The organism is Pseudomonas sp. TYF_14, assembly GCF_043105275.1.
GTDB classification, from domain to species: Bacteria; Pseudomonadota; Gammaproteobacteria; order Pseudomonadales; family Pseudomonadaceae; genus Aquipseudomonas; species Aquipseudomonas alloputida.
In genome coordinates this window covers 75,868-97,105 of sequence record NZ_JBICLK010000027.1, presented here as the reverse complement: position 1 = coordinate 97,105, position 21,238 = coordinate 75,868, and the positions used below count along the sequence as shown (strand labels likewise).

Below are 21,238 nucleotides of genomic sequence, written 5' to 3'. Positions count from 1 at the left end.
AAAAGCTAGCAGGTCGCGTGCCAATCGATTCTAACCTGAGGCCGACGCAGGCTGTAAAGCGATACCGCATCGTCGCTGCGGCTTGCGGCTGTAATGGTTTGCCCACTTTCAGGCAGCCAAGTGACATGAATGTCAAAGAAACCATTTCTCTCGCCCAGGTGGCCCAGCGCCTGCTCGGGCAATTTCCTGATTTGCACAGTTTGGCGCGCCAGGCGGCGGGCCATGTGCTTCGCCGCCAACTGGGGTACTGGCTGGATCCGGACGGGCTCTATTGGCACGAGTTCCAGTCGGCGGCCAGCAGTTCTTTGAGCTTCACCGGCTGGCGCCACAGTGGGCCGCCACGACGCTCTTTGAGCCTTACCGAACTGGTCATCCAACGATTCAGCCCGCAGCAGCAGGCCAGTGCTGACGAGTTGAGTATTTATGGTGGCTTCTACCGGGTGGATGCCAGCCACGCAGTTTACGACGAGCGCAACGAAGTGCGGCTCGACCCTCAGCAAGTACTGACGGCGTTCTGGCGGTTGGACTTTGCAGGGCGCTACACCGAGGCGCTGAGCACGTTTCGGTCACGGCATGGCGAAGACTATTGTGTCCTGGCCCGCGCCCGCTTCATGGCTGCTGTGGGGCAATCTGGGTTGAGCGAACCTGAGCGCCAGGAACTAATGGGGGTGACGCTCGCTGCACCCGCACTGCCGACTACCGTAAAAGCCTTGCGACTGGCCCGGGAAGGGAGTGCTCAATCTGGGTGGAACGCGCTTGTCATCGGCGGTATCAGCGCCAAGCTGATGTTCTTGCGCAAGCTGAAGACTGGCAGGTTGTGCCTCTACCTTGCCGATGTTCAGGCTGTGGTGCAGGTGTTCGACGATCGTCATGCGTTTCAGGAGTGGATGGCTGACCAGGCCGCCACGACGGTGGGGCGAGAGCGGCTGGTCAGGCTGTTCGTCGGGGGCGGGGTACTGGCGCAGTCGCTACGCCCGCGACTACGCAATTACTTCAAGTTGCTCGCACAGTCGCGAGGTGACACCGCCATCTTGGCGCAGTCCATTGAAGGGGACCTGTTCGTTCGTCTACGTGATACGGTGATGGATGATCTGACCCGCGACGCTCACGAACGGCTGACCACCAATGCCCAGCTGCGTAAGGCGGAGTGGCTGGCGGGCGTGCAAGCGGCGAGCTTCGTGATAGCACCGATGGCGCCGTTTGGCTGGCCAGTGATATTGGCATCGCTCGGTCTGGGCACCGCCAGCCTGGCGTTGCATCTGGACCGGGCAATTAATGGCAAGCAGGGCTGGCGCACAGCAGCATGGTGGTCAGTACTGACGGATATCCTGTTCATCCTGCTTGATATAGCCATGCTGCGAGCCAGCGAGCTGTTTACCGATGGCCACGTCCCCCCGCGGGTGGCTGGCCAGGCGCAAGCCTCTGCCGCCAAGGTCGACTGGGGGCTTTACATGGCCCCGGCGGCGGATGAATTGCTGGCGTTGTCGGATCAGGCGCTGGCCCGCCAGCAAGCTCTGTTGGGCGCGGTACCGTGGGCTGATCTCGATGCCTTGGGGCCCAATGGCGAGTATCTGGATGCCTTCAGTGAACCCTACCCCGTCTATCGCGATGAGCATGGCTTTGGCTCGCCCGCCATTGCCGAGTACACCAGCTCGCCGGAGCGCTACAACAACCTGTGGCGGGGTATACCGCTAGAGGGCACGCGCGCCGCGCATATCCAGCGCAGCCATGCGCTTGCTCACGCACTTGGGCAAATCGGCGTGACTAATCAAGTGAGGCTGTATCGGGCTGCCTCCAGCCTGCGGGGCACGGGTTTTCAGGCAGTTGGTGAGGGCGCCGTTGAAGTGGGTGACGTGCTGGTGACCACCGACTTCACGTCATTCACTGAAAACCCCTATGCCCTCTGGGAGGTTTTCAACGACCCGCAGGCTCAAATCAGTGGCAGGGATGTTTTTGATGAAAACGCGTTGGTTTATGTGTTGGAGCCGGGCGAGGATATGCAGGCGACGCCTATCGGGCCCTTCTCAAGGCGACCGGATGAGGCGGAGTCTTTGATGATGCCCGGGCGCTACCTGCAAGTGGAAAAGGTGACGGCCGTTCAAGGGCACAATTATCGCTTTACCGAGGTGTGCCTGAAGGCGCTGGCGCAGGCGCCAAGCGGGAAGGCAGTGCGTGATATGCGCACAGGCAAGCTGTTCGATCGCCAGGCACTGGCGATGCGGCTGGGCACGGAGGATGATTCGTTGATGCGCACATTCTTTGCGCTGCCCTCCTGAGCGCACGTGAAAGGGGCCGCTGAGCGGCCCCTGATCAAGGCCTCAGCCCTGCTTCACTTCACGCATCGGCTTGCCTTTCACTGGCGCATCGCCCGCCACGTAGTACTTGGCGGTGCTGCGCGGCAGTGGCTTGCGACCACGGATCTTGTCCGAAATCTTCTCGGCGATCATGATCGTGGTGGCGTTGAGGTTGCCGGTGATGATCAGCGGCATGATCGAGGCATCGACCACGCGCAGGCCCTTCATGCCGTGCACGCGGCCTTCACCATCGACCACTGCCATGTCGTCGGTGCCCATCTTGCACGAGCAGGACGGGTGGAAGGCGGTTTCGGCGTGCTCGCGGATGAATTTGTCCAACTGCTCGTCGGTTTGCACGTCAGCGCCCGGGCTGATTTCGCGGCCACGGTACGGGTCCAGCGCCGGCTGGGCCATGATTTCACGGGTCAGACGAATGCCGTCACGGAATTCCTGCCAGTCCTGCTCGGTGGACATGTAGTTGAACAGGATGCTCGGGTGCTGGCGCGGGTCTTTCGACTTGACCTGGATGCGGCCACGGGCAGGCGAGCGCATGGAGCCCATGTGCGCCTGGAAGCCATGTTCCTTCACGCCATTGGAGCCGTTGTAGTTAATCGCAACCGGCAGGAAGTGGTACTGGATGTTCGGCCACTTGAACTCCGGACGAGTCCGGATGAAACCCCCGGCCTCGAACTGGTTGCTGGCGCCGATACCGGTGCCATTGAACATCCACTCGGCACCGATCGCAGGCTGGTTCCACCACAGCAGCGACGGGTATAGCGAAACCGGCTGGGTGCAGGCGTACTGCAGGTACAGTTCCAGGTGGTCCTGAAGGTTTTCACCAACGCCCGGAAGGTCGTGCACAACCGGGATGTCGAGGCTTTCCAGCAGGGCGCGCGGGCCGACGCCGGAGCGCTGCAGCAGTTGCGGCGAGGCGATGGCCCCGGAGCTGACGATCACTTCCTTGCGGGCGCGGGCTTCGACGCGTTCTTCGCTGTCGCCGACCAGGTAGGTCACGCCGATGGCGCGCTTGCCGTCGAACAGAACGCGATCCGTGAGGGCGTGGGTGACGATGGTCAGGTTCGGGCGCTTCTTGGCCTGGTCCAGGTAACCACGGGCAGTGCTGGAGCGGCGGCCGTTCTTGGTCACGGTGCGGTCCATCGGACCGAAGCCTTCCTGCTGGTAACCGTTGAGGTCTTCTGTGCGTGGGTAACCGGCCTGTACGCCGGCTTCGACCATGGCGTGGAACAGCGGGTTGTTGCCGGCTTTCGGCGTGGTCACGCTGACCGGGCCTTCGCCGCCATGGTAGTCGTTCGGGCCGATGTCACGGGTTTCGGCCTTGCGGAAGTACGGCAGGCAGTCCAGGTAGGTCCAGTCTTCCAGGCCTGGCAGTTCTGCCCAGCCGTCGAAGTCCATGGCGTTGCCGCGGATGTAGCACATGCCGTTGATCAGCGACGAGCCACCCAGGCCCTTGCCACGGCCACATTCCATGCGGCGGCCGTCCATGTACGGCTCCGGGTCGGTCTCGTAGGCCCAGTTGTAGCGGCGGCCTTGCAGCGGGAAGGCCAGGGCGGCTGGCATCTGGGTGCGGAAGTCGAAGCGGTAGTCGGGGCCACCGGCTTCCAGCAGCAATACGGTGACGCCGGCGTCTTCGGTCAGGCGGGTCGCCAGGGTGTTACCGGCCGAGCCGGCACCGACGATGATGTAATCGAATTCTTGGGACATGAAAGTACCCTCGTGTTGGCGGTGATCGGGGAGCGGGAACGCCCGTGCGCGGTGGCACGGGCGGGGCTAGACAGGGTTCAGAAAACCGAGTTGTAGCCGCCCAGCTCGACCTGGACCGACTTGATGCGAGTGTATTGAGCCAGCGAGCTGACGCCGTTTTCACGGCCGACGCCCGACTGCTTGTAGCCACCTACCGGCATTTCGGCCGGCGATTCACCCCAGGCGTTGATCCAGCAGATACCGGCTTCGAGCTTGTGGATGATGCGGTGGGCGCGGGTGATGTCGTTGGTGCAGACGCCGGCGGCCAGGCCGTAGTCGGTGTCGTTGGCACGGCGGATCACTTCTTCTTCGGTTTCGTAGGTGAGGATGCTCATCACCGGGCCGAAGATCTCTTCCTTGACGATGGTCATGTCGTCGGTGCAGTCGGTGAACACCGTCGGCGCAACGAAGGCACCTTTGGCGAAGTCACCGGCAGTCAGACGCTCGCCGCCGCACAGCACGCGGGCACCTTCTTCCTTGCCTTTGGCGATGTAGCCCAGCACGCTTTCCATGTGCTGGAAGCTGACCAGCGGGCCGAAGTTGGTGTTTTCGTCTTCTGGGTTGCCAACGCGGATGCGGGCAACGCGCTCGGCGATCTTGGCTTCGAAGGCCGCCTTCATTTCAGCCGGGATGAACACGCGGGTGCCGTTGGTGCACACCTGGCCCGAGCTGTAGAAGTTGGCCATCATGGCGATGTCAGCGGCCTTGTCCAGGTCGGCGTCGGCACAGATGATCAGTGGCGACTTGCCGCCCAGCTCCATGGTCACTTCCTTCAGCGAAGAGCTGGAGGCGCTGGCCATGACTTTCTTGCCGGTGGTGGTACCGCCGGTGAAAGACACTTTTTCGATGCGCGGGTGCTCGGTCAGCCAGGTGCCGACTTCGCGGCCGCTGCCGGTCAGAACGTTGAACACGCCGTTCGGCAGGCCGGCTTCGGTGTAGATCTCGGCCAGTTTCAGGGTGGTCAGCGAGGTGACTTCCGACGGTTTGAAGATCATCGCGTTGCCAGCGGCCAGGGCCGGGGCAGATTTCCACAGGGCGATCTGGATCGGGTAGTTCCAGGCACCGATACCCACGGTCACGCCCAGCGGCTCGCGGCGGGTGTAGACGAAGGACGATTCGCGCAGCGGGATCTGCTCGCCTTCGATGGCCGGTACCAGGCCTGCGTAGTATTCCAGCACGTCGGCGCCGGTAACGATGTCGACGTAGCGGGTTTCGGAGTACGACTTGCCGGTGTCCAGGGTTTCCAGCATGGCCAGCTCATCGTTGCGCTCGCGCAGGATGTCGACGGCGCGGCGCAGGATGCGCGAACGCTGCATGGCAGTCATCGCAGCCCAGACTTTCTGGCCACGCTCGGCGCTTTCCACGGCCTTCTCGACGTCAGCCTCGGTAGCACGCTGTACGTGGGCGAGGACTTCGCCGGTGGCCGGGTTGATGGCTTCGAAAGTGGCATCGCTGCCAGCGTCGACGTAAGCGCCATCAATGTAGAGTTTTTGCGTTCCGAAACGGGCCATAGTGTCCTCGCAAGTGCAGTGTGTGGTTTGGCTTGCGCGTCATGCTCCTGCCGGGTTGGCAAGGGCCCTGCGCGCATTGTCAGCAGCCTGGTCGTTTGTGCCCAGGGTGTGCTGCTTGGCCAGTTGTAGTTCCATGTATTCGTAAGCAATCCGTATCGCCTGGTCGGTGTCGAATGCATCACCCGACAGGGCGCCACGCAGCCACAAACCGTCGATCAGGGCTGCCAGGCCGCGGGCTGCCTTGCGCGCATGGTAGAGCGGCAGGGCGCGGCGGAACTGGCAGCACAGGTTGGAATACAAGCGGTGGTCGTTGATCCGCTGCAACCTGTGCAAATCGGGCTGGTGCATGCTGGAAGCCCAGAAGGCCAACCAGGTTTTCATTGCCGGGCCGTTTACCTGGCTGGCATCGAAGTTGCCCTCGATGATCACTTTCAGGTGAGCGCGCGGGCTGTCGTCTTTCAGGGCCTGGCGACGTGCTCTGACGCCTTCGTTGAGCATGCTCATGATGTAACCCATCGTCGCTGCGATCAGGCCGTTCTTGTCCCGAAAGTAGTGACTGATGATGCCGTTCGACACACCGGCCAAACGGGCAATCAGCGCAATGCTGGCGTCCCCCAGTCCGACCTGATCGACCGCCTGCAATGTGGCTTCGATCAACTGCTGGCGCCGGATGGGTTGCATACCGACCTTGGGCATCTTGCTATCTCCTCAGGCCTGCGAGCAGACGACAGGCGGCTGACTCGGCGAAGGCCAGTCTATTTTGTTTTGATTGAACGTTCAATCAATAAAGAATAAGCTCTGCGACAATTTGTGCCATTGACAGTTTTTCAGGCGGTCGAGAAGGCACGGATTGACACCCCAGGAAATCGCGTAACCCCCGGAATACAAGGTGTTGACGGGCATGAGCGATGCGAAATGCAGATTCTGCCGTACGGCCATTGGCCCTGCGACAGGCCCTTGGAGCGGGCGGGGTGACCTGTGACGAATGCGCGCACCTCCGTTGAGGCGTGGCATTTTCAGCAGGCCACCTGTCTGTTTTTGGCAACGTATCGATTCGGGATCACGGTTTCCAGGGTTCTTTTATAACACCTGATGCAGTGGGGATATTCCACCAATTGCTCGGGAAAGACTGATTAGCCTCCACAGCCGCACTGCCCGGAGCATTCGTGCAATGAGTTCTGCCTCACTTACCAAGCCCCCCGCCGAGAGGGTACGGGTCAACCGCGTGGTGTTTTTCACCTCCGCGCTGATGATCCTTGTTCTGACTGCCTTGCTGATCGCTGTACCCGAAACCGCCGGCCAGGTGCTGGGCGTGGCCCAGAAGTGGCTGACGCGCACCTTTGGCTGGTACTACATGCTGGTCATCTGCGGATACCTGCTGTTCGTCGTCTACCTGGCTTTCTCCGACTACGGCAGCCTCAAGCTGGGTGGCAAGGACGACCAGCCTGACTTCAGCTACGGCGCCTGGGCCGGCATGCTGTTCTCGTCCGGTATCGGTATTTCGCTGCTGTACTTCGGCGCCTCCGAGCCCCTGGACCACTACTTCAACCCACCGGAAGGCACTCCTGCCAGCCTCGAGGCCGCGCGCCAGGGCCTGCAGCTGACCTTCCTGCACTGGGGCCTGCACGGCTGGGCGATCTATGCCCTGGTCGGCCTGGCTGTGGGTTACTTTGCCTACCGCCACAACCAGCCGCTGGCACTGCGCTCGGCGCTGTACCCGCTGGTGGGCGAGCGTTGGGTCAAGGGCGCTGCCGGCAACGCCGTCGATATCTTCGGCATGTTCGTCACCCTGCTGGGCCTGGTGACCAACCTGGGCATCGGCGCGATGCAAGTATCGTCCGGCCTGGAATACCTGTTCGGCATGGACCACAGCAAGACCAACCTGCTGGTGGTGATCCTGGTCATGGCCGGCGTGGCTACCGTGGCAGCGGTATCGGGCGTGGAGAACGGCATCCGCCGCCTGTCCAACCTGAACATCATGCTGTTCAGTGGCCTGTTGATCTTCGTGCTGCTGGGCGGCGAAACCCTGCACCTGCTCAACGGCTTCGTGCAGAACGTTGGCGACTACCTGAACGGCATCGTGCTGAAAACCTTCGACCTCTATGTGTATGAAGGCGAAGCCGGCAAGTCGGAGCGCTGGCTGGGCCTGTGGACCGTGTTCTACTGGGCCTGGTGGATCTCCTGGGGCCCGTTCGTCGGCATGTTCATTGCCCGTATTTCCAAGGGCCGCACCGTGCGCCAACTGGTGATGGGTGTGCTGCTGATCCCGCTGGGCTTCACCCTGGCCTGGCTGTCGATCTTCGGCAACACCGCACTGGACCTGGTGATCAACCAGGGCGCCGTGGAGCTGGGCAAGACTGCGCTGGAACAGCCATCGATGTCGATCTACCAGCTGCTGGAATACTTCCCGGCAGCCAAGATCGTCATTGGTGTGGCAGTGTTCGTCGGGTTCGTGCTGTTCCTCACGCCGGCCGACTCCGGCGCGGTGATGATGGCCAACCTGTCGTGCACAGGCGGCAAGGTCGACGAAGATGCCCCGCACTGGATGGTGGTGTTCTGGTCCGTGGTGATCACCCTGGTGACCATCGGCCTGCTGTTTGCCGGTAACTTCGAAGCCATGCAGACCATGGTCGTGCTGGCGGGCCTGCCGTTCTCGGTGGTGCTGGTGCTGTTCATGTTCGGCCTGTACAAGGCCATGAAGCAGGACGTGGTGATCGAGCAGGAGCGCGCCGAACTGGCCGCCCGTGGCCGTCGCGGCTTTAGCGAGCGCCTGACCCAGCTGGAACTGCAGCCGACCCAGGCCGTGGTGCAGCGCTTCATGGACAAGCAGGTCAGCCCGGCGTTGAAAGAAGCCGCTGCACAGCTGCAGACGCAGGGCTTCGAGGTGGAAACCCGCGTTGGCCAGTCGCGCAACCTGATGGGCTTGCGGGTGATGATGGAAGAGGGCAACCCGTTCGTCTACGAAGTGAGCCTTGACGGCTATATGGCCGCGCCGAGCGAGGCGCCGGTCGAGGGTGAGCCTGAACTGCGCCAGCGCTTCTACCGCGCCGAGGTCTACCTGCATGACGGCAGTCAGGAGTACGACCTGATGGGCTTTGCCCCAGACCAGATCGTGCGTGATGTGCTCGATCAGTTCGAGAGCCATCGCCAGGTGCTTGGCCGCGTCTATAGCTGACTTCCCGGCAGGCCGCCGCACTGCCAGGTGTCGCGGCTTGCCAGCAGCAATATGTAGCACCTGTTTCGATACCATTTCCAGGACGCTTTGTGGTTCATTCCACAACGAGTCCTGGTCATGCCCGCCACTCACGCGCACAACCTCAATCACGCAGTCGCCGCCCAGTTCGCCAGCCGTCCTACATTCCGGCAGGTCGCAGGTGAACAGATCATGAAGGTGATCCTGAAGCACTATCCTCTGGTTGGCGTGCATCGCCCTGAAATGACCTCGGCTGCACCGCTGTACCTGATGTCCATGCAGCCGGATGGTGTCTGGCACCCTCAGCCGCTGGTGGATGTTGTGCTGCAGGCCCTGCTTGAGGCTAAACCACTGGACCTCACCCCAGCGGGTGACTACCGCCTTAGCCTGAACCCGCCCCGGCGCTTTTTCGCCATCGAGTCGAGCTTCGAAACTGCTGAGGGCGATTTGATCGAACCCGCGCGCCTGACCGATGGCCTCAACGCGTTGCTGCCGATGCTGCTTTGGCACTTCCAGCAAGCGCAGATCGACTATTGGAACGGCGACGCCACGATCGACCGGGACCTGTGGTTGCAGCAGTTGTTGCGCGCCAACCTGCTCGACGGCCTGAAGGACGAAGCGCTGGACGACGAACAACGCAAGCTGCTGCGTGACCTGATGATGGGCAACCGTACCGGGCTCGATGTGCAGCTGGTGCGGGTAGCGTTACGTGAGGGCGAAGACACGTTCCATGAGCTGTTGCCCGGTTTGCTGATTACCGCCTCCAGTGAAGTTCGCGAACTGACACTCTGGTGTTCTCCCGAAGGCCTGGTCCGCAGTTTCGACGCCCAGGGTGCATTCGGCTCGGCGTTGCAAATGCAGATGGCGGGACGTTACCGGTTTGATGAGTTGAACTGGCAAGGCCTGACTGTGGAGGGCGACGCTTTCGCCCTGTACAGCGCCTTGTTGCTGGAAATCTTGCTCGAGCGCGTGGCCCGCCTGCGCTGGAGTGCGATCGACAGCGTCGACCAACTGGAGCATTACTGCCATGTGGCCTGCGACCCCGCGTCCTTTTTTGCCGAGTTCAGTGACTATGGCTCCGGTGGGCTGGGCTTGGCGCTTCCCAAGGGCCTGTCGCGAGCCGATACGGATAGCCAGACCGCCTACCTACAAGCCATGCTCGACTTGTCGCTACTGCAACAGCGCACCCCAGCCCAGGGCATTCAGGACGGTCTGCCGGACTTGCACACCTATGCGGCGACGCGCCTGCGCGAGGAGATGCTGCATGACCACCCGGTGGACGCCAATTACTTTCCTGATGACCTTATCCTCACTGTCGAGAGCTTTGTCAGTGACGGTCACGGGCTGGGCTTCGGCCAGAAGACCGGCGACAAGAAGCTGACTTTGACGCAGTTGGCGATCGGCCGCCTGGATGCCACCGCAGGAGGGGTGGTGACACACATCGCGCACCGTGAAAACCAGCTGATCATGAAGTGGATGACCATTGATTACGTCCGTGAGCTGGTACAGCGAGTCGACATCGGCGGCAGTTATCCACGTCATGTACAGTCGATGATCGATCGCTCGGCGAGCCGGGCCGAACACATCTCGGCATTTGCCATACGCTGGCGTATCACCCTGATGTTCGATGCTGCGCGGGCGCGTGCCGTCAAACGGCTCGACAAGTTCGCCTACGGCGCCCTGGCAGAATTCTGCCGTAGCGGCCAAGAAGGTGCAGCCGCTGTGCGGATTGCACCGCTTGCGTTCAAACGCTCGCCGACATCAGAGAGGGTCGACGTGGCGCATGGTTTCTACGTGATCGAAATCATCGAGTTGGGTGTTCATCTGTTGTACTGCCCGCTGTACACCGAAAAGGCGCTGATTCAGTTCGGCAGCGCTCAGGCACTGTTGGATGCGATCAGCCGCCCGGGGGCGTTGCAGGACAGTGTGCTGCTGTGGATCGAGCAAGCTCAGCGCGCGGTCTACGATAATGGCGGCTTCCGGGAGCCGCACCTGCCCCAATGGCTGCTCGACCCTTACACCCTCCCGGAGAAACCGCAGCCTGTTCAGTTGGCGCTGCAATTCTGGGCGCGGGACGTGGATCGGCAGATGTTCGAAGCCAAGGGCCGGATGTTGCTGGAGCTGGCGGATCGCAGCGCCGTGAGCAACAGCGAGGTGCGCTGGCGGCTGGTCACGGCATTTTCCTGGGAACTGCTGAATGTTGTGTTTCCGGTGTTACCGGGGCCGCTAACCTCGGTTGCCTGGCTCTATATCGGCATGCGCAGCTTGATCAACGATGTGCATGGCCTGGCCAGTTCACATTTCGACGAGCGCATCCAGGCGATGGTCGATGTGCTGAACAACACCTTGCTGGCGCTGATACACCTGCAGACGCCGAAACTGGCAGCCCCGCCCGTCTCTGGCGACCTGCCGCCATCGCTGCTCCAGGGGCCAGCTGCAGGCGATGGGATCGAGCTGGCGAACCTTTCCACCGCGACGCGGGAGCCCAGCGTCTCGGTCGACAGCCTGCAGGCGATGGCCAACACCCACCTCGATTTTTCCTGGCGTGGGGCTGGGGGGCTCAACGGCCTGTCGAGTGCCCAGCGCGGCCAAATGCGGGCGTTGGCGGCCAGCGTTTCGCTGGAGGGGCGTGAACCGCAGACGCAGGGCGTGGCTGCGGGGCTGGTGCGGATTGGGGATGATTTCTACGTGTCTTTGGTCGGTAATGTCTACCGAGTCAGCCTTGATAACGCAGCGTTTCGCATCATCGGTCCGGACGGCACGGTTGGGCCCTACCTGATGCGCGACGGCGATGTCTGGCACCTCAATAATTCGCGCTTGCACGGTGGCAATGATCGCTCCGGCGAGTTGGCCCGCGAGCGACTGCGCAAGAAGCTTAGCGGGCCGATCGCCAAGGCTCAGGCCGAGATAGAGCGGCTTATCCTAACCGCGGAGGATGCCACGAAGGATTTCAACGCGTTGAGCGAGCAGATTGTCGGTTTGCGTGATCCGGTAAGAAAAGTCGAGGAACGGTTGCAAAAGGCGCCACCCACCGAGCCGGGCGAACGTGCGCAATTCGAGCAGGCTACCGAGTTGTTCAAGCTCAAGTTCCAGCAGTTGCAAGAGCAGACGAGTAAGTTGCGCAACCAGCGCCTGCCCTTGAACGAGAGATTGTTCCTTGATTATCTCGAGGCCGAACGCAACATTACCTACGTGCTTGACAAGTCGAGCGCATCGACGCACGTCGGCAGCGTGAGAGATCAACGGATACTCTTGGGCCAGGTCCGCAAGAACCTGATCAGCTTTGGCATGTTCTTCATCGATGAGCTCCTGGCCTTGGGTGGGTTCAGGGAATACGACCAACTTACCAATGCGCTCAATGACGCACCGCCAGAGAAACAGGCCGAGTTGTATGCCAGGTTCCGGACGATGTTGGAGAAGTTGCTTGAAGAGCAGCCCAGGATCATCAATGTCTCCAGCCAGCTGGATCGCCTGTTGGCCATCACCGATATCGACATGCAAGTGCCTTACATCAATACCACGCTGACCGTCTCGAGCATTATCGCGAGCCGCAAGACGACCACGATCAACATCCGGTTTTTCCAGGCCATGGGTCTGGTCGAGCTAGCCCTGCAGTGGCACAAAGGCACGCCTACCCAGCACTACATGATCTTCCGCCATGCGCTCGCCAGTCAGCGTCTGCGGGTGGCCGCACAAACGCATCATCTGCTGATGTTCTGTGACTTGCCTGTCGCCGAACGAATCGAGGTGCTGCAAAGTGCGTGGGACGAATACCTCGCGGCGATTCTCAACGCCGAACGGATCAAGACACTCGGCAGCAAGCTCATCGATGTCCAGCGCCTTGAGGCCTACAAGCAACAGATGGTGGAACTGAAAACCATAGCCGGTGAGGCGTTGGTCGAGGCCATGCGCGAGCAGGCGGACGGGCAGGTTCGTGGCACACGTCGTGCGGTCTATTCACGAAAGAGCCTGCAGGTGGCCCATACGCGGGCTGGTCAGATTGTCATTGGCAGCGAAGCGGTGGTCGACGGGCAGGCTGTGCTGCAAGTTGTAGCGGCTTTCAACAAGAGCGCGCTGCATCGCTTCCAGAAGCAGGGAAACACCTGGGTTGAAGAGGTAGCCGCGGGCGAACCGGAACAGCCATCGCGGACTTCTACGCCGGAGTCCGAAAGGAACAACCGGGAGCTGGCCGAGGCCATGCTGGCACAGAACGAAAATGTCATCGCTCAAGCCAGAGCCCTGGTTGCCAAGGATGCTGACGACATGGGCCTGATGTCGATGCTGGACGGCCAGATCAACGAAGTGGCCGAGCTACGTGAACAGCTCAGCGATGCCGACGCCGAGCACGCGCTGCTGGCGGGCATGGACGATGCGTTGATTCAGTTGCGTCAGGCCCGCCGCGACTGTTTGGTAGCGCTTTACAGCAAGACGCGCTATCCAGGTGCCAGAGGGCTGAATTTTCTCCATCAGCAGGGTTTGCTCGCCGTGGAATATGTCGGGCCTCGGCAGGTGGTTTCCGATGGCTATCTGGACGAGTACCGGATCAGCCTGTTGCGTGCACCCGGTGAGGGTCGAGGTAAACCCTTGTGGGCCGCACATTTCCATTTTGCCGACTCGCAGGCGGCGCCGACGGCGTTTGGCAAAGGCCATCTCAAGCTGTGGAGCCAGCGCAAGATGGGGTATCGCGAGCAAATGAAGGCGGCGAGCGAGGGGCAGGTACTGAGCATTTATCGGGGTAACCTGACCTACGCACAGGCCAAGGATGTCATTCCGTTCAACCTCTGAACCTTCGCCCGGGTGGCCCAGCGCCGCGATCAGCGAATGTTAGCGGTTGCTGTAACGGCCATGCTTGCCGTGTGCAGGCATGGCCTGGTTGCCACGTGTGGCGATCATCTGTGGCAGCGTGACCAGTTCGACCCCCAATTGCTTGAGCCGTGGAATTTGACTTTCCAGTACCGCTAGCGTCTGCGGGTAGGGGTGGCCGATCAATACGGCCGAGCCTTGCTTGCGGGCCAGTGCAATACCCTGTTGCAGCTGAGCGTCGATGGCTTCCGGCGTGCGCACGTCATCCAGAAATACATCCCGTGACACATGCGCGACATCGTGTGCTTGAGCCTCGGCTGCGGCGACCGTGGCGGCACTGGTGCGGCTGTCGACAAAGAACAGATGGCGCCGCTGCAGCTCACCCATCAACCACGCCATGGGTTCACGCTGTGCGGTCATGCGGCTGCCCATGTGGTTGTTGATGCCGGCGGCGTAGGGCACCTTGACCAATGCTGCGTCCAGGCGCCGCGCCAGCTCTTCGATGGCGATGCCCGGGTGCCAGGCATAGGGTCCGGTGGCCGGGTCCATGGGCATGTGCAGGATCACCGTCTTGCCGGCCTTGTGCGCCTGGCGGGCAAAGTCGGTGGCATGCGGGGTGTCGGGCATGATCGCCATGGTCACCGGCCCGGGCAGGGCCAGGGTACGGCTGTCACGCTCGGGGCTCTGGCCCAGGTCGTCGATGATGATGCTCATGTAGGCCTTGTTGGCCGGCGCCGCTTGCGCGATTCCGGCCATCAGGCAAAACAACAGACACAGCAGATAACGCATAGGGTGGATCAGTCGCCCTTGGTGATGTTCAGGCCCTTGAGCAGGCTCAGTGCCTGGCTCAGCTGGAAGTCGTCATCCTGCGGGCGCTCCTTGCGCTTGCTGCTGCCGGTCGGGCGGTCGGCGCCGCCGTTGCCGTTGCCCAGGTGGCCCTGCAGGTCGGCTTCCTTGAAGTTTTCGGTGTCGGCTTCGGCGGTGAGCTTGGCCGGGCGCACCTCGATGTCCGGGACAATGCCCTGAGCCTGGATCGAGCGGCCGTTGGGGGTGTAGTACAGCGCAGTGGTGAGCTTCAGGGCGCGGTCGTTGGCCAGTGGCAGCACGGTCTGCACCGAGCCTTTGCCGAAGCTGTCGGTGCCCATCAGCACGGCACGCTTCTGGTCCTGCAGGGCGCCGGCGACAATTTCCGATGCCGATGCACTGCCACCGTTGATCAGTACCACCAGCGGCACGCCTGCGCTGGCATCGGCCGGGTCGGCCGAGAAACGCAGCTCGGAGTTGGCGATGCGGCCTTTGGTGTAGACGATCAGGCCTTTGGTCAGGAAGTGGTCGGCCACTTCCACTGCCGATTGCAGCACGCCGCCTGGGTTGTTGCGCAGGTCCAGCACCACCCCGCGCAGCTTCTTGCCGTTGTCCTTGCGCAGCTTGGCCAGGGCCTTGCCCACTTCGTCACCGGTCTTGACCTGGAACTGGGTGATACGGATGTAGCCGTAGTCGTTCTCCAGTAGCTGGCTCTTCACGCTCTTGACCTGAATGACTGCACGGGTCAGGTTCACGTCGAACGGGTTGCCGCCGTCGCGCACCAAGGTCAGGGTGATTTTCTCGCCGACCTTGCCGCGCATCTTGTCGACGGCTTCGGTCATGGTCTGGCCGCGGGTCGGGGCGCCGTTGATCTTGACGATCAGGTCACCAGCCTGCACGCCGGCACGCGAGGCTGGGGTGTCGTCGATTGGCGAAACTACCTTGATGAAGCCGTCTTCCTGGCCTACTTCAATGCCCAGCCCGCCGAACTCGCCGCTGGTGCTTTCCTGCAGCTCCTGGAAGTCCTCGGGGCCGAGGTAGGCCGAATGCGGGTCAAGGTTGCTAAGCATGCCCTTGATGGCGTTTTCCAGCAGGGTCTTGTCGTCTACCGGTTCGACGTAGGCAGCTTTGATGCGGTCCAGGACCTCGGCAAAGGTGCGCAGTTCTTCCAGCGGCAGTGGCGCCTTGGCGGTCACCTCGGTGGCTGGCACTGCAGCGGCCTTGGCCGGCTCTGCGGCGGTGGCCAGGGGCGCGCCGACCGCCAGGGCGATGGACAGGGCCAGCTGGGTGAGACGAGGCGAGTGCAGCATGTCGAACGAACTCCTGATCCTGTAAGCGCTCCCTGGGGAGCATCGGCGCAGCACTCAGGCTGCGCCGTAGAAATTTGACTAGCCCCGGCACCACTGCGAAGGGTCGGTAGGCCGGCCCTGCTGGCGGATAGCGAAATACAAGCCTGCCGCGTCCTGACCACCGCTGTCGCCAACGGTGGAAATGGCTTCACCGGCCTTGACGATATCACCGGCATTCTTGAGCAGGCTCTGGTTGTGGCCGTACAGGCTCAGGTAACCGTTGCCATGGTCGAGAATGACCAGAAGCCCGGCACCGCGCAACCAGTCCGCGAATACCACACGCCCGCCGTGCACGGCACGTACCTGGGTGCCTGGGTTGGCGCTGATCATAACCCCGTCCCACTTGGCACGGGCGTCGCTACCGCGGGCATCACCGAAACGTGCCAGCAATCGACCATTGACTGGCCATGGAAGTTTGCCCCGCGCAGCAGAAAATGCGCCGCCGTAGTTGGCGCCATCGCTGGAAACCATCGGCCCGAGGGTGGTACGGGCCTTTTTCGGAGGTTCCACTGGCTCTGCAGGCTCACGGGCCCGGTCGCGGGCAGCGGCGGCGGCCAGCGCTTCCTGCTGGCGGCGTTTTTCCGCTTCCTGCTGCGCCAGCAGGGCCTTCTTGCGTGCCTCTTCAGCTTCACGGGCCTGGCGGGCGAGGGTTTCCTCGATGGTCTTCAAGACCTTGGCCAGGTCGGCCTGGTCCTGTTCGCGCGCTTGCAGCTTCTGATCGCGGTCCTTCACATCGCTGTTGAGCTTTGCCAGTACCTGCTGGCGCTTGGCGCGCTCGGTTTCCAGGGCCTGGCGGCGGCTGTCGAGGTCGGTGCGCTGGGCCAGCAGTTGTTGTTGCTGGCTGGAAATTTCCTGTTCGACGTTGGCCAGTTGGCGCAAGGTCTCGTTGAAGGTGCGCAATTGCTCCAGGCGCGCCTTGCTCAGGTAGTCGTAATAGGTGAGGGTGCGGGCGAATTTCTCGGGGTTCTGCTGGTTGAGCAGCAGCTTGAGGTATTCCTCGCGACCATTGTTCTGGTAGGCCGAACGGGCCTGAATGGCGATCAGTCGTTGTTGTTCAACGCGGGCGCTCTGGAGTTTTTTTTTCTCGGTATCAAGGCGCTCCAGCTCGCCTTCAGTCTTTTTTAGTTCTTGCTGCAGGGCCTCCACCTGCTTTTCGAGGTTGCCGATGTCGGTTTCGGTGGCTTTGAGGTCTTTTTGCACACCGGCCTTTTCTTCCTGGAGCTTGCTCAGCGTTTTCTTGAGCTCGGCAATGTCCTGGCGGGTGGCATCCAGTTGCTGCTGGGTCTGCGCACGCTCATCGGCGAAGGCCGGGCTGAGCAGGCAAGACAGGGCTAGGAGGATCAGGGCGCGAAGCATGGGGTTTGGCGTACCAAGGATGGAGACTGGCCTAGTATGCCCGCCTGGGCAGGCAAAAAAAACGCCTCGCTGCGGATGCAGGGGGGCGTTTGTCTGGAATTCATGTGCAATTGGGGCTGCAACGCAGCCCCTTTCGACATTCAGGCGTCGACCAGAATCGAGGTACCGGTCATTTCCACCGGCTTTTCCAGCCCCAGCAGCTTCAGCATGGTTGGCGCCACGTCGGCCAGCACGCCGCCCTCGCGCACTTTCACGTTGCGCTTGCCCACGTAGATGAACGGTACCGGCTCGGTCGTGTGCGCGGTGTGCGCCTGGCCGGTGCACTCGTCTTCCATCTGCTCGACGTTGCCGTGGTCAGCGGTGATCAGCGCTTCGCCGCCGACCTTGTCCAGTGCGTCGACAATGCGCCCTACACAGGTATCCAGTGCTTCGACGGCCTTGACCGCTGCCTCGAACACGCCGGTGTGGCCGACCATGTCGCCGTTGGCGTAGTTGACCACGATGACGTCGAAGCGCTGCTGTTCGATGGCTTCGACGATGCGATCGGTCACCTCTGGTGCGCTCATTTCCGGTTGCAGGTCATAGGTGGCGACCTTCGGCGACGGGATCAGGATGCGTTCTTCGCCTTCGAACGGCTCTTCGCGGCCACCCGAGAAGAAGAAGGTGACGTGGGCGTATTTCTCGGTTTCGGCGATGCGCAGCTGGGTCTTGCCGTTTTTTGCAAGGTATTCGCCCAGCACGTTGTTCAGGCTGGACGGAGCGAAGGCTGCTGGTGCCGGGATCTTCGCCGAATACTGGGTCAGGCCGATGTACGCCGCCATCTTCGGCAGGCGCGCACGGGCGAATTCCGTGAAGTCTGGCTCTACGAATGCACGCGACAGCTCGCGAGCACGGTCGGCGCGGAAGTTCATGAAAATCACGGCATCGCCATCTTCGACCTTGACGGCTTCGCCAATGCGCGTGGCCTTGACGAATTCGTCGCTTTCGTCGCGGGCGTAGGCTGCTTCAAGGCCTGCCAGGGCTGTGTCAGCGGTGTACTCGGCAGCGCTGTCGACGATGAGGTTGTAGGCAGCGCTGACGCGGTCCCAGCGGTTATCGCGGTCCATGGCGTAGTAGCGGCCGATCAGGCTGGCGATACGGCCCTTGCCCAGTTTGGCGAAGGTGGCGTCGAGCAGTTCGATGGACGACTGCGCGCTGCGTGGCGGGGTGTCGCGGCCATCGAGGAAGGCGTGCAGGTAGATCTTTTCAGCGCCACGCTGGGCGGCCAGTTCGGCCATGGCCACCAAGTGGTCCTGGTGGCTGTGTACACCACCATCGGACAGCAGGCCCAGGATGTGCACGGCCTTGCCAGCACCGACTGCCTTGTCCACAGCACCGGTCAGTACCGGGTTTTCGAAGAACTCGCCGTCGCGGATGGCCTTGGTCACCCGCGTGAAGTCCTGATACACGACGCGACCTGCGCCGAGGTTCATATGACCGACTTCGGAGTTGCCCATCTGCCCGTCCGGCAGGCCGACATCCATGCCCGAGCCGGAAATGAGGCCATGCGGCTGGGTGGCGCACAGGCGGTCATAGACCGGTTTATTGGCGGCAAAGATGGCGTTGTGTTCGGGGATATCGCTATGGCCGAAGCCATCCAGGATAATCAGGACCAGGGGTTTGGGCGTGCTCGTCATCAATCAAACTCACGGTTGTTCAAAGATGATAAAGACACGCATTTTAGGGCAAATACGCCACCTGCGGCGAATATTCGTCCCATTCCACCGACCGGCGCACCTGTGGTGGCAACATGAAGGTGGTTTTGTGGCCGGCCCCTCGGGCTTTGGTGGCACCAAGGGGCTGTGTATACTGACCGGCATTTTCAATCGCCTGGAACACCGCTGATGGTTGCTCACCTGATTCAATTCGCGACAGATCACTACATCCTGGTTGCGATCTTCCTCATTCTGCTGGTCCTGCTGCTCATCAATGAAATCCGTCGTGGTGGCCAAAGCCTGACCAACGGCCAACTGACAGCCCTGGTCAATGCCGAGAAGGCCCTGGTGATCGACATTCGCCCGGCCAAGGAATACTCCGCCGGTCATATCGTCGGCGCGGTGAACATCCCGCAGGACAAGCTGGCCAACCGCATGACCGAGCTGGGCAAGCATAAAGAAAAGACCTTGATCGTCGTCGACGCGATGGGCCAGCAGTCCGGCACCATTTGCCGCGAGCTGCTCAAAGCTGGTTACAACGCCGCCAAACTGAGCGGTGGCGTTTCCAGCTGGAAAGCCGATAACCTGCCCCTGGTGAAGTGATATGAAGCCTGTCATCGTCTACTCCAGCGACTACTGCCCCTACTGCATGCGCGCCAAGTACCTGCTCGAGAGCAAGGGCGTGGCCTTCGAGGAAATCAAGGTCGACGGCAAGCCGCAGGTTCGCGCCGAGATGAGTCAGAAAGCCGGCCGCACGTCGGTGCCGCAGATCTGGATCGGCAGCACCCATGTCGGTGGATGCGATGACCTCTATGCCCTGGAGCGCGCGGGCAAGCTCGACGCGTTGCTGGCGGCCTGATTTGCACTGCATTCAAAAACATTAGGATAAGGATCTGACATGACTGACCAACAGACCAACGGCGCTGCTGCAGAAGACAACAGCCCTCAGTTCTCCCTGCAACGCATCTATGTGCGTGACCTGTCGTTCGAGGCCCCGAAAAGCCCGCAGATCTTCCGTCAGACCTGGGAACCGAGCGTTGCCCTGGACCTGAACACCAAGCAGAAATCCCTGGAAGGTGACTTCCACGAGGTCGTGCTGACCCTGTCGGTTACCGTCAAGAACGGTGACGAAGTGGCCTTCATTGCTGAAGTGCAGCAGGCCGGTATCTTCCTGATCGCCAACCTCGATGCGCCTTCGATGAGCCACACCTTGGGTGCGTTCTGCCCGAACATCCTGTTCCCTTATGCCCGTGAGGCCCTGGACAGCCTGGTGACCCGCGGTTCGTTCCCGGCGCTGATGCTGTCGCCGGTCAACTTCGACGCCCTGTACGCGCAAGAAATGCAGCGTATGCAGGAAGCGGGTGAAGCGCCTACTGTGCAGTAATTACTGCCGGTTTCAAGAAAGCGCCTCTCGGGGCGCTTTTTTGTTGCCGGCGCGGGCCTCTTCGCGGGTAAACCCGCTCCTACAGGGGATTGCGCCGTTCCCTCGGCCTGCGTAGGAGCGGGTTTACCCGCGAAGAGGCCCGCACAGGCAACACATCAGCTCCCGGCAAACCCGTTCTGCCGCCACGCCTCATACACCGTCACCGCCACGGTATTGGACAGGTTCAGGCTACGGCACCCCGGCCGCATCGGCAGGCGCAGGCGATGCTCGGCCGGCAGGCTATCCAGCACCTCGGCCGGCAACCCGCGGCTCTCTGGCCCGAACAGGAAGGCGTCGCCCGGCTGGAAGGCCACTTCGTGGAACGGGTGCGAGCCCTTGGTGGTAAAGGCGAACAACCGTGGGTTGCCAAGGCTTTCCAGGCATCCGGCTAGGCTATCGTGGCGCTTGAGCGTGGCATACTCGTGGTAGTCCAGCCCTGCGCGGCGCAGGCGCTTGTCATCCAGTTCGAAGCTGATGGGTTCGATCAGGTGCAGGGCACAGCCGCTGTTGGCGCATAGACGAATGATGTTGCCGGTATTCGGCGGAATTTCTGGTTGAAAAAGGATGACGTGAAACATGCACGGCTCCAAACGTGAAGATGACGGGCATTCTACCCCTGAACCGGACGTGCGTTCGAAGGCCTTCCCACGGGTGATGCTGTCGTTGGCGATCGTCGGCTTGATGGTAGGGCTGATGATCGGTCGCCTGACTACGCCGGACGAGCGTGAACTGCAGCAGGTGCAAGTGATGCAGGATGGCCTGGAGCTGTGGTTCAACGAAGAGCCCAAGCTGCATGGCGAGAACGTGGAAGGGACGGTGGCGTTGCTGTTCCAGGCCCAGGGCAAGGCTCAGCAAGGGCAGCTCAGCCTGCAGGGCAAGCCGGTGAGCTGGCGGGTACAGCACAGCAAGGAAGGTTTGTTGCTGACGGTGGTGGCCGCGCGCCCCCTGCACGGCGAATGGGCCGGTGCAGAGGACGCTGGGCGCTGGCGGGTGCAAGTGAAACTGCACGAATAAAAGAGGGGATATCCCGGCCTGCCTGTACCAGGGTCC

General features: G+C 61.8%; 15 protein-coding genes and 1 pseudogene. 8 read left to right on the top strand and 8 right to left on the bottom strand.

Going from position 1 to position 21,238, the window contains the following annotated elements:
- Window positions 1-125 precede the first annotated feature (125 nt).
- Window positions 126-2,276: a dermonecrotic toxin domain-containing protein gene (locus ACF8O8_RS07380; protein ID WP_392509449.1), complete on the top strand. Its 2,151-nt coding sequence runs from the start codon at window positions 126-128 to the stop codon at window positions 2,274-2,276.
- Between the two features lie 42 nt (window positions 2,277-2,318).
- On the opposite strand, the gene betA is transcribed toward ACF8O8_RS07380, so the two are convergent.
- From betA to betI, 3 genes are all read right to left on the bottom strand, one after another.
- Window positions 2,319-4,016 carry a choline dehydrogenase gene (gene betA, locus ACF8O8_RS07375; RefSeq protein WP_010955611.1) on the bottom strand — a complete coding sequence of 566 codons (1,698 nt, stop codon included), beginning with the start codon at window positions 4,014-4,016 and terminating at the stop codon, window positions 2,319-2,321.
- A 77-nt stretch (window positions 4,017-4,093) separates the two neighbouring features.
- The gene (betB, locus tag ACF8O8_RS07370; RefSeq protein ID WP_003249182.1) at window positions 4,094-5,566 is read right to left on the bottom strand and encodes a betaine-aldehyde dehydrogenase; all 1,473 of its coding nucleotides are present in this window, start codon (window positions 5,564-5,566) and stop codon (window positions 4,094-4,096) included.
- Window positions 5,567-5,605: 39 nt separating this feature from the next.
- Window positions 5,606-6,262: a transcriptional regulator BetI gene (gene betI / locus ACF8O8_RS07365; RefSeq protein WP_014859113.1), complete on the bottom strand. Its 657-nt coding sequence runs from the start codon at window positions 6,260-6,262 to the stop codon at window positions 5,606-5,608.
- Between the two features lie 532 nt (window positions 6,263-6,794).
- Between betI and ACF8O8_RS07360 the strand changes: the two are divergent.
- The 3 genes and pseudogenes from ACF8O8_RS07360 (at window position 6,795) to ACF8O8_RS07350 (ending at window position 13,544) form a co-directional block, all read left to right on the top strand.
- Window positions 6,795-8,329, top strand: a pseudogene (locus tag ACF8O8_RS07360) (BCCT family transporter).
- Entirely contained in the window at window positions 8,277-8,741 is a 465-nt protein-coding gene (locus ACF8O8_RS07355; RefSeq protein ID WP_172830944.1) for a hypothetical protein, read from the top strand. The pseudogene ACF8O8_RS07360 and the gene ACF8O8_RS07355 overlap by 53 nt, the downstream one beginning before the upstream one ends.
- A gap of 117 nt (window positions 8,742-8,858) precedes the next feature.
- Window positions 8,859-13,544, top strand: coding sequence for a dermonecrotic toxin domain-containing protein (locus tag ACF8O8_RS07350; protein ID WP_392509448.1), 4,686 nt, complete (start codon window positions 8,859-8,861; stop codon window positions 13,542-13,544).
- Window positions 13,545-13,583: 39 nt separating this feature from the next.
- Here ACF8O8_RS07350 and ACF8O8_RS07345 read toward each other — a convergent pair whose 3' ends face one another.
- The 4 genes from ACF8O8_RS07345 to gpmI form a co-directional block, all read right to left on the bottom strand.
- Entirely contained in the window at window positions 13,584-14,351 is a 768-nt protein-coding gene (locus tag ACF8O8_RS07345; protein WP_392509447.1) for a divergent polysaccharide deacetylase family protein, read from the bottom strand.
- An 8-nt stretch (window positions 14,352-14,359) separates the two neighbouring features.
- Window positions 14,360-15,676, bottom strand: a complete 1,317-nt coding sequence (locus tag ACF8O8_RS07340; protein WP_004576741.1) for a S41 family peptidase — start codon at window positions 15,674-15,676, stop codon at window positions 14,360-14,362.
- 78 nt (window positions 15,677-15,754) lie between these two features.
- Window positions 15,755-17,071 (bottom strand): murein hydrolase activator EnvC, encoded by a 1,317-nt coding sequence (locus ACF8O8_RS07335; RefSeq protein WP_014592693.1) that lies wholly within the window; start codon window positions 17,069-17,071, stop codon window positions 15,755-15,757.
- Window positions 17,072-17,211: 140 nt separating this feature from the next.
- The gene (gpmI, locus tag ACF8O8_RS07330; RefSeq protein ID WP_010955606.1) at window positions 17,212-18,747 is read right to left on the bottom strand and encodes a 2,3-bisphosphoglycerate-independent phosphoglycerate mutase; all 1,536 of its coding nucleotides are present in this window, start codon (window positions 18,745-18,747) and stop codon (window positions 17,212-17,214) included.
- A 207-nt stretch (window positions 18,748-18,954) separates the two neighbouring features.
- Here gpmI and ACF8O8_RS07325 point away from each other — a divergent pair, with 207 nt between their 5' ends.
- From ACF8O8_RS07325 to secB, 3 genes are read left to right on the top strand one after another with little or no spacing between them, the layout of a single operon-like run.
- Window positions 18,955-19,368, top strand: a complete 414-nt coding sequence (locus tag ACF8O8_RS07325) for a rhodanese-like domain-containing protein (RefSeq protein ID WP_010955605.1) — start codon at window positions 18,955-18,957, stop codon at window positions 19,366-19,368.
- 1 nt (window position 19,369) lies between these two features.
- Window positions 19,370-19,624: a glutaredoxin 3 gene (gene grxC / locus ACF8O8_RS07320; RefSeq protein ID WP_003249204.1), complete on the top strand. Its 255-nt coding sequence runs from the start codon at window positions 19,370-19,372 to the stop codon at window positions 19,622-19,624.
- A gap of 39 nt (window positions 19,625-19,663) precedes the next feature.
- Window positions 19,664-20,149: a protein-export chaperone SecB gene (secB, locus tag ACF8O8_RS07315; RefSeq protein WP_003249206.1), complete on the top strand. Its 486-nt coding sequence runs from the start codon at window positions 19,664-19,666 to the stop codon at window positions 20,147-20,149.
- A gap of 155 nt (window positions 20,150-20,304) precedes the next feature.
- Here secB and trmL read toward each other — a convergent pair whose 3' ends face one another.
- Complete coding sequence (trmL, locus tag ACF8O8_RS07310; protein ID WP_392509446.1) at window positions 20,305-20,766, bottom strand: tRNA (uridine(34)/cytosine(34)/5-carboxymethylaminomethyluridine(34)-2'-O)-methyltransferase TrmL; 462 nt, start codon at window positions 20,764-20,766, stop codon at window positions 20,305-20,307.
- On the opposite strand from trmL, the gene ACF8O8_RS07305 reads away from it, so the two are divergent.
- On the top strand, window positions 20,765-21,202 hold the full coding sequence (locus tag ACF8O8_RS07305) for a hypothetical protein (RefSeq protein ID WP_010955603.1): 438 nt from the start codon (window positions 20,765-20,767) through the stop codon (window positions 21,200-21,202). The two genes, trmL and ACF8O8_RS07305, sit on opposite strands and share 2 nt — an antisense overlap.
- The last annotated feature ends 36 nt before the right edge of the window (window positions 21,203-21,238 follow it).

Excerpts from the sequence above, each read along its gene's own strand:
- ACF8O8_RS07380 (WP_392509449.1), top strand. The coding sequence starts at position 126 with ATGAATGTCAAAGAAACCATTTCTCTCGCCCAGGTGGCCCAGCGCCTG.
- betA (WP_010955611.1), bottom strand. The coding sequence starts at position 4,016 with ATGTCCCAAGAATTCGATTACATCATCGTCGGTGCCGGCTCGGCCGGT.
- betB (WP_003249182.1), bottom strand. The coding sequence starts at position 5,566 with ATGGCCCGTTTCGGAACGCAAAAACTCTACATTGATGGCGCTTACGTC.
- betI (WP_014859113.1), bottom strand. The coding sequence starts at position 6,262 with ATGCCCAAGGTCGGTATGCAACCCATCCGGCGCCAGCAGTTGATCGAA.
- ACF8O8_RS07350 (WP_392509448.1), top strand. The coding sequence starts at position 8,859 with ATGCCCGCCACTCACGCGCACAACCTCAATCACGCAGTCGCCGCCCAG.
- ACF8O8_RS07345 (WP_392509447.1), bottom strand. The coding sequence starts at position 14,351 with ATGCGTTATCTGCTGTGTCTGTTGTTTTGCCTGATGGCCGGAATCGCG.
- ACF8O8_RS07340 (WP_004576741.1), bottom strand. The coding sequence starts at position 15,676 with ATGCTGCACTCGCCTCGTCTCACCCAGCTGGCCCTGTCCATCGCCCTG.
- ACF8O8_RS07335 (WP_014592693.1), bottom strand. The coding sequence starts at position 17,071 with ATGCTTCGCGCCCTGATCCTCCTAGCCCTGTCTTGCCTGCTCAGCCCG.
- gpmI (WP_010955606.1), bottom strand. The coding sequence starts at position 18,747 with ATGACGAGCACGCCCAAACCCCTGGTCCTGATTATCCTGGATGGCTTC.
- ACF8O8_RS07325 (WP_010955605.1), top strand. The coding sequence starts at position 18,955 with ATGGTTGCTCACCTGATTCAATTCGCGACAGATCACTACATCCTGGTT.
- grxC (WP_003249204.1), top strand. The coding sequence starts at position 19,370 with ATGAAGCCTGTCATCGTCTACTCCAGCGACTACTGCCCCTACTGCATG.
- secB (WP_003249206.1), top strand. The coding sequence starts at position 19,664 with ATGACTGACCAACAGACCAACGGCGCTGCTGCAGAAGACAACAGCCCT.
- ACF8O8_RS07305 (WP_010955603.1), top strand. The coding sequence starts at position 20,765 with ATGCACGGCTCCAAACGTGAAGATGACGGGCATTCTACCCCTGAACCG.
- trmL (WP_392509446.1), bottom strand. The coding sequence starts at position 20,766 with ATGTTTCACGTCATCCTTTTTCAACCAGAAATTCCGCCGAATACCGGC.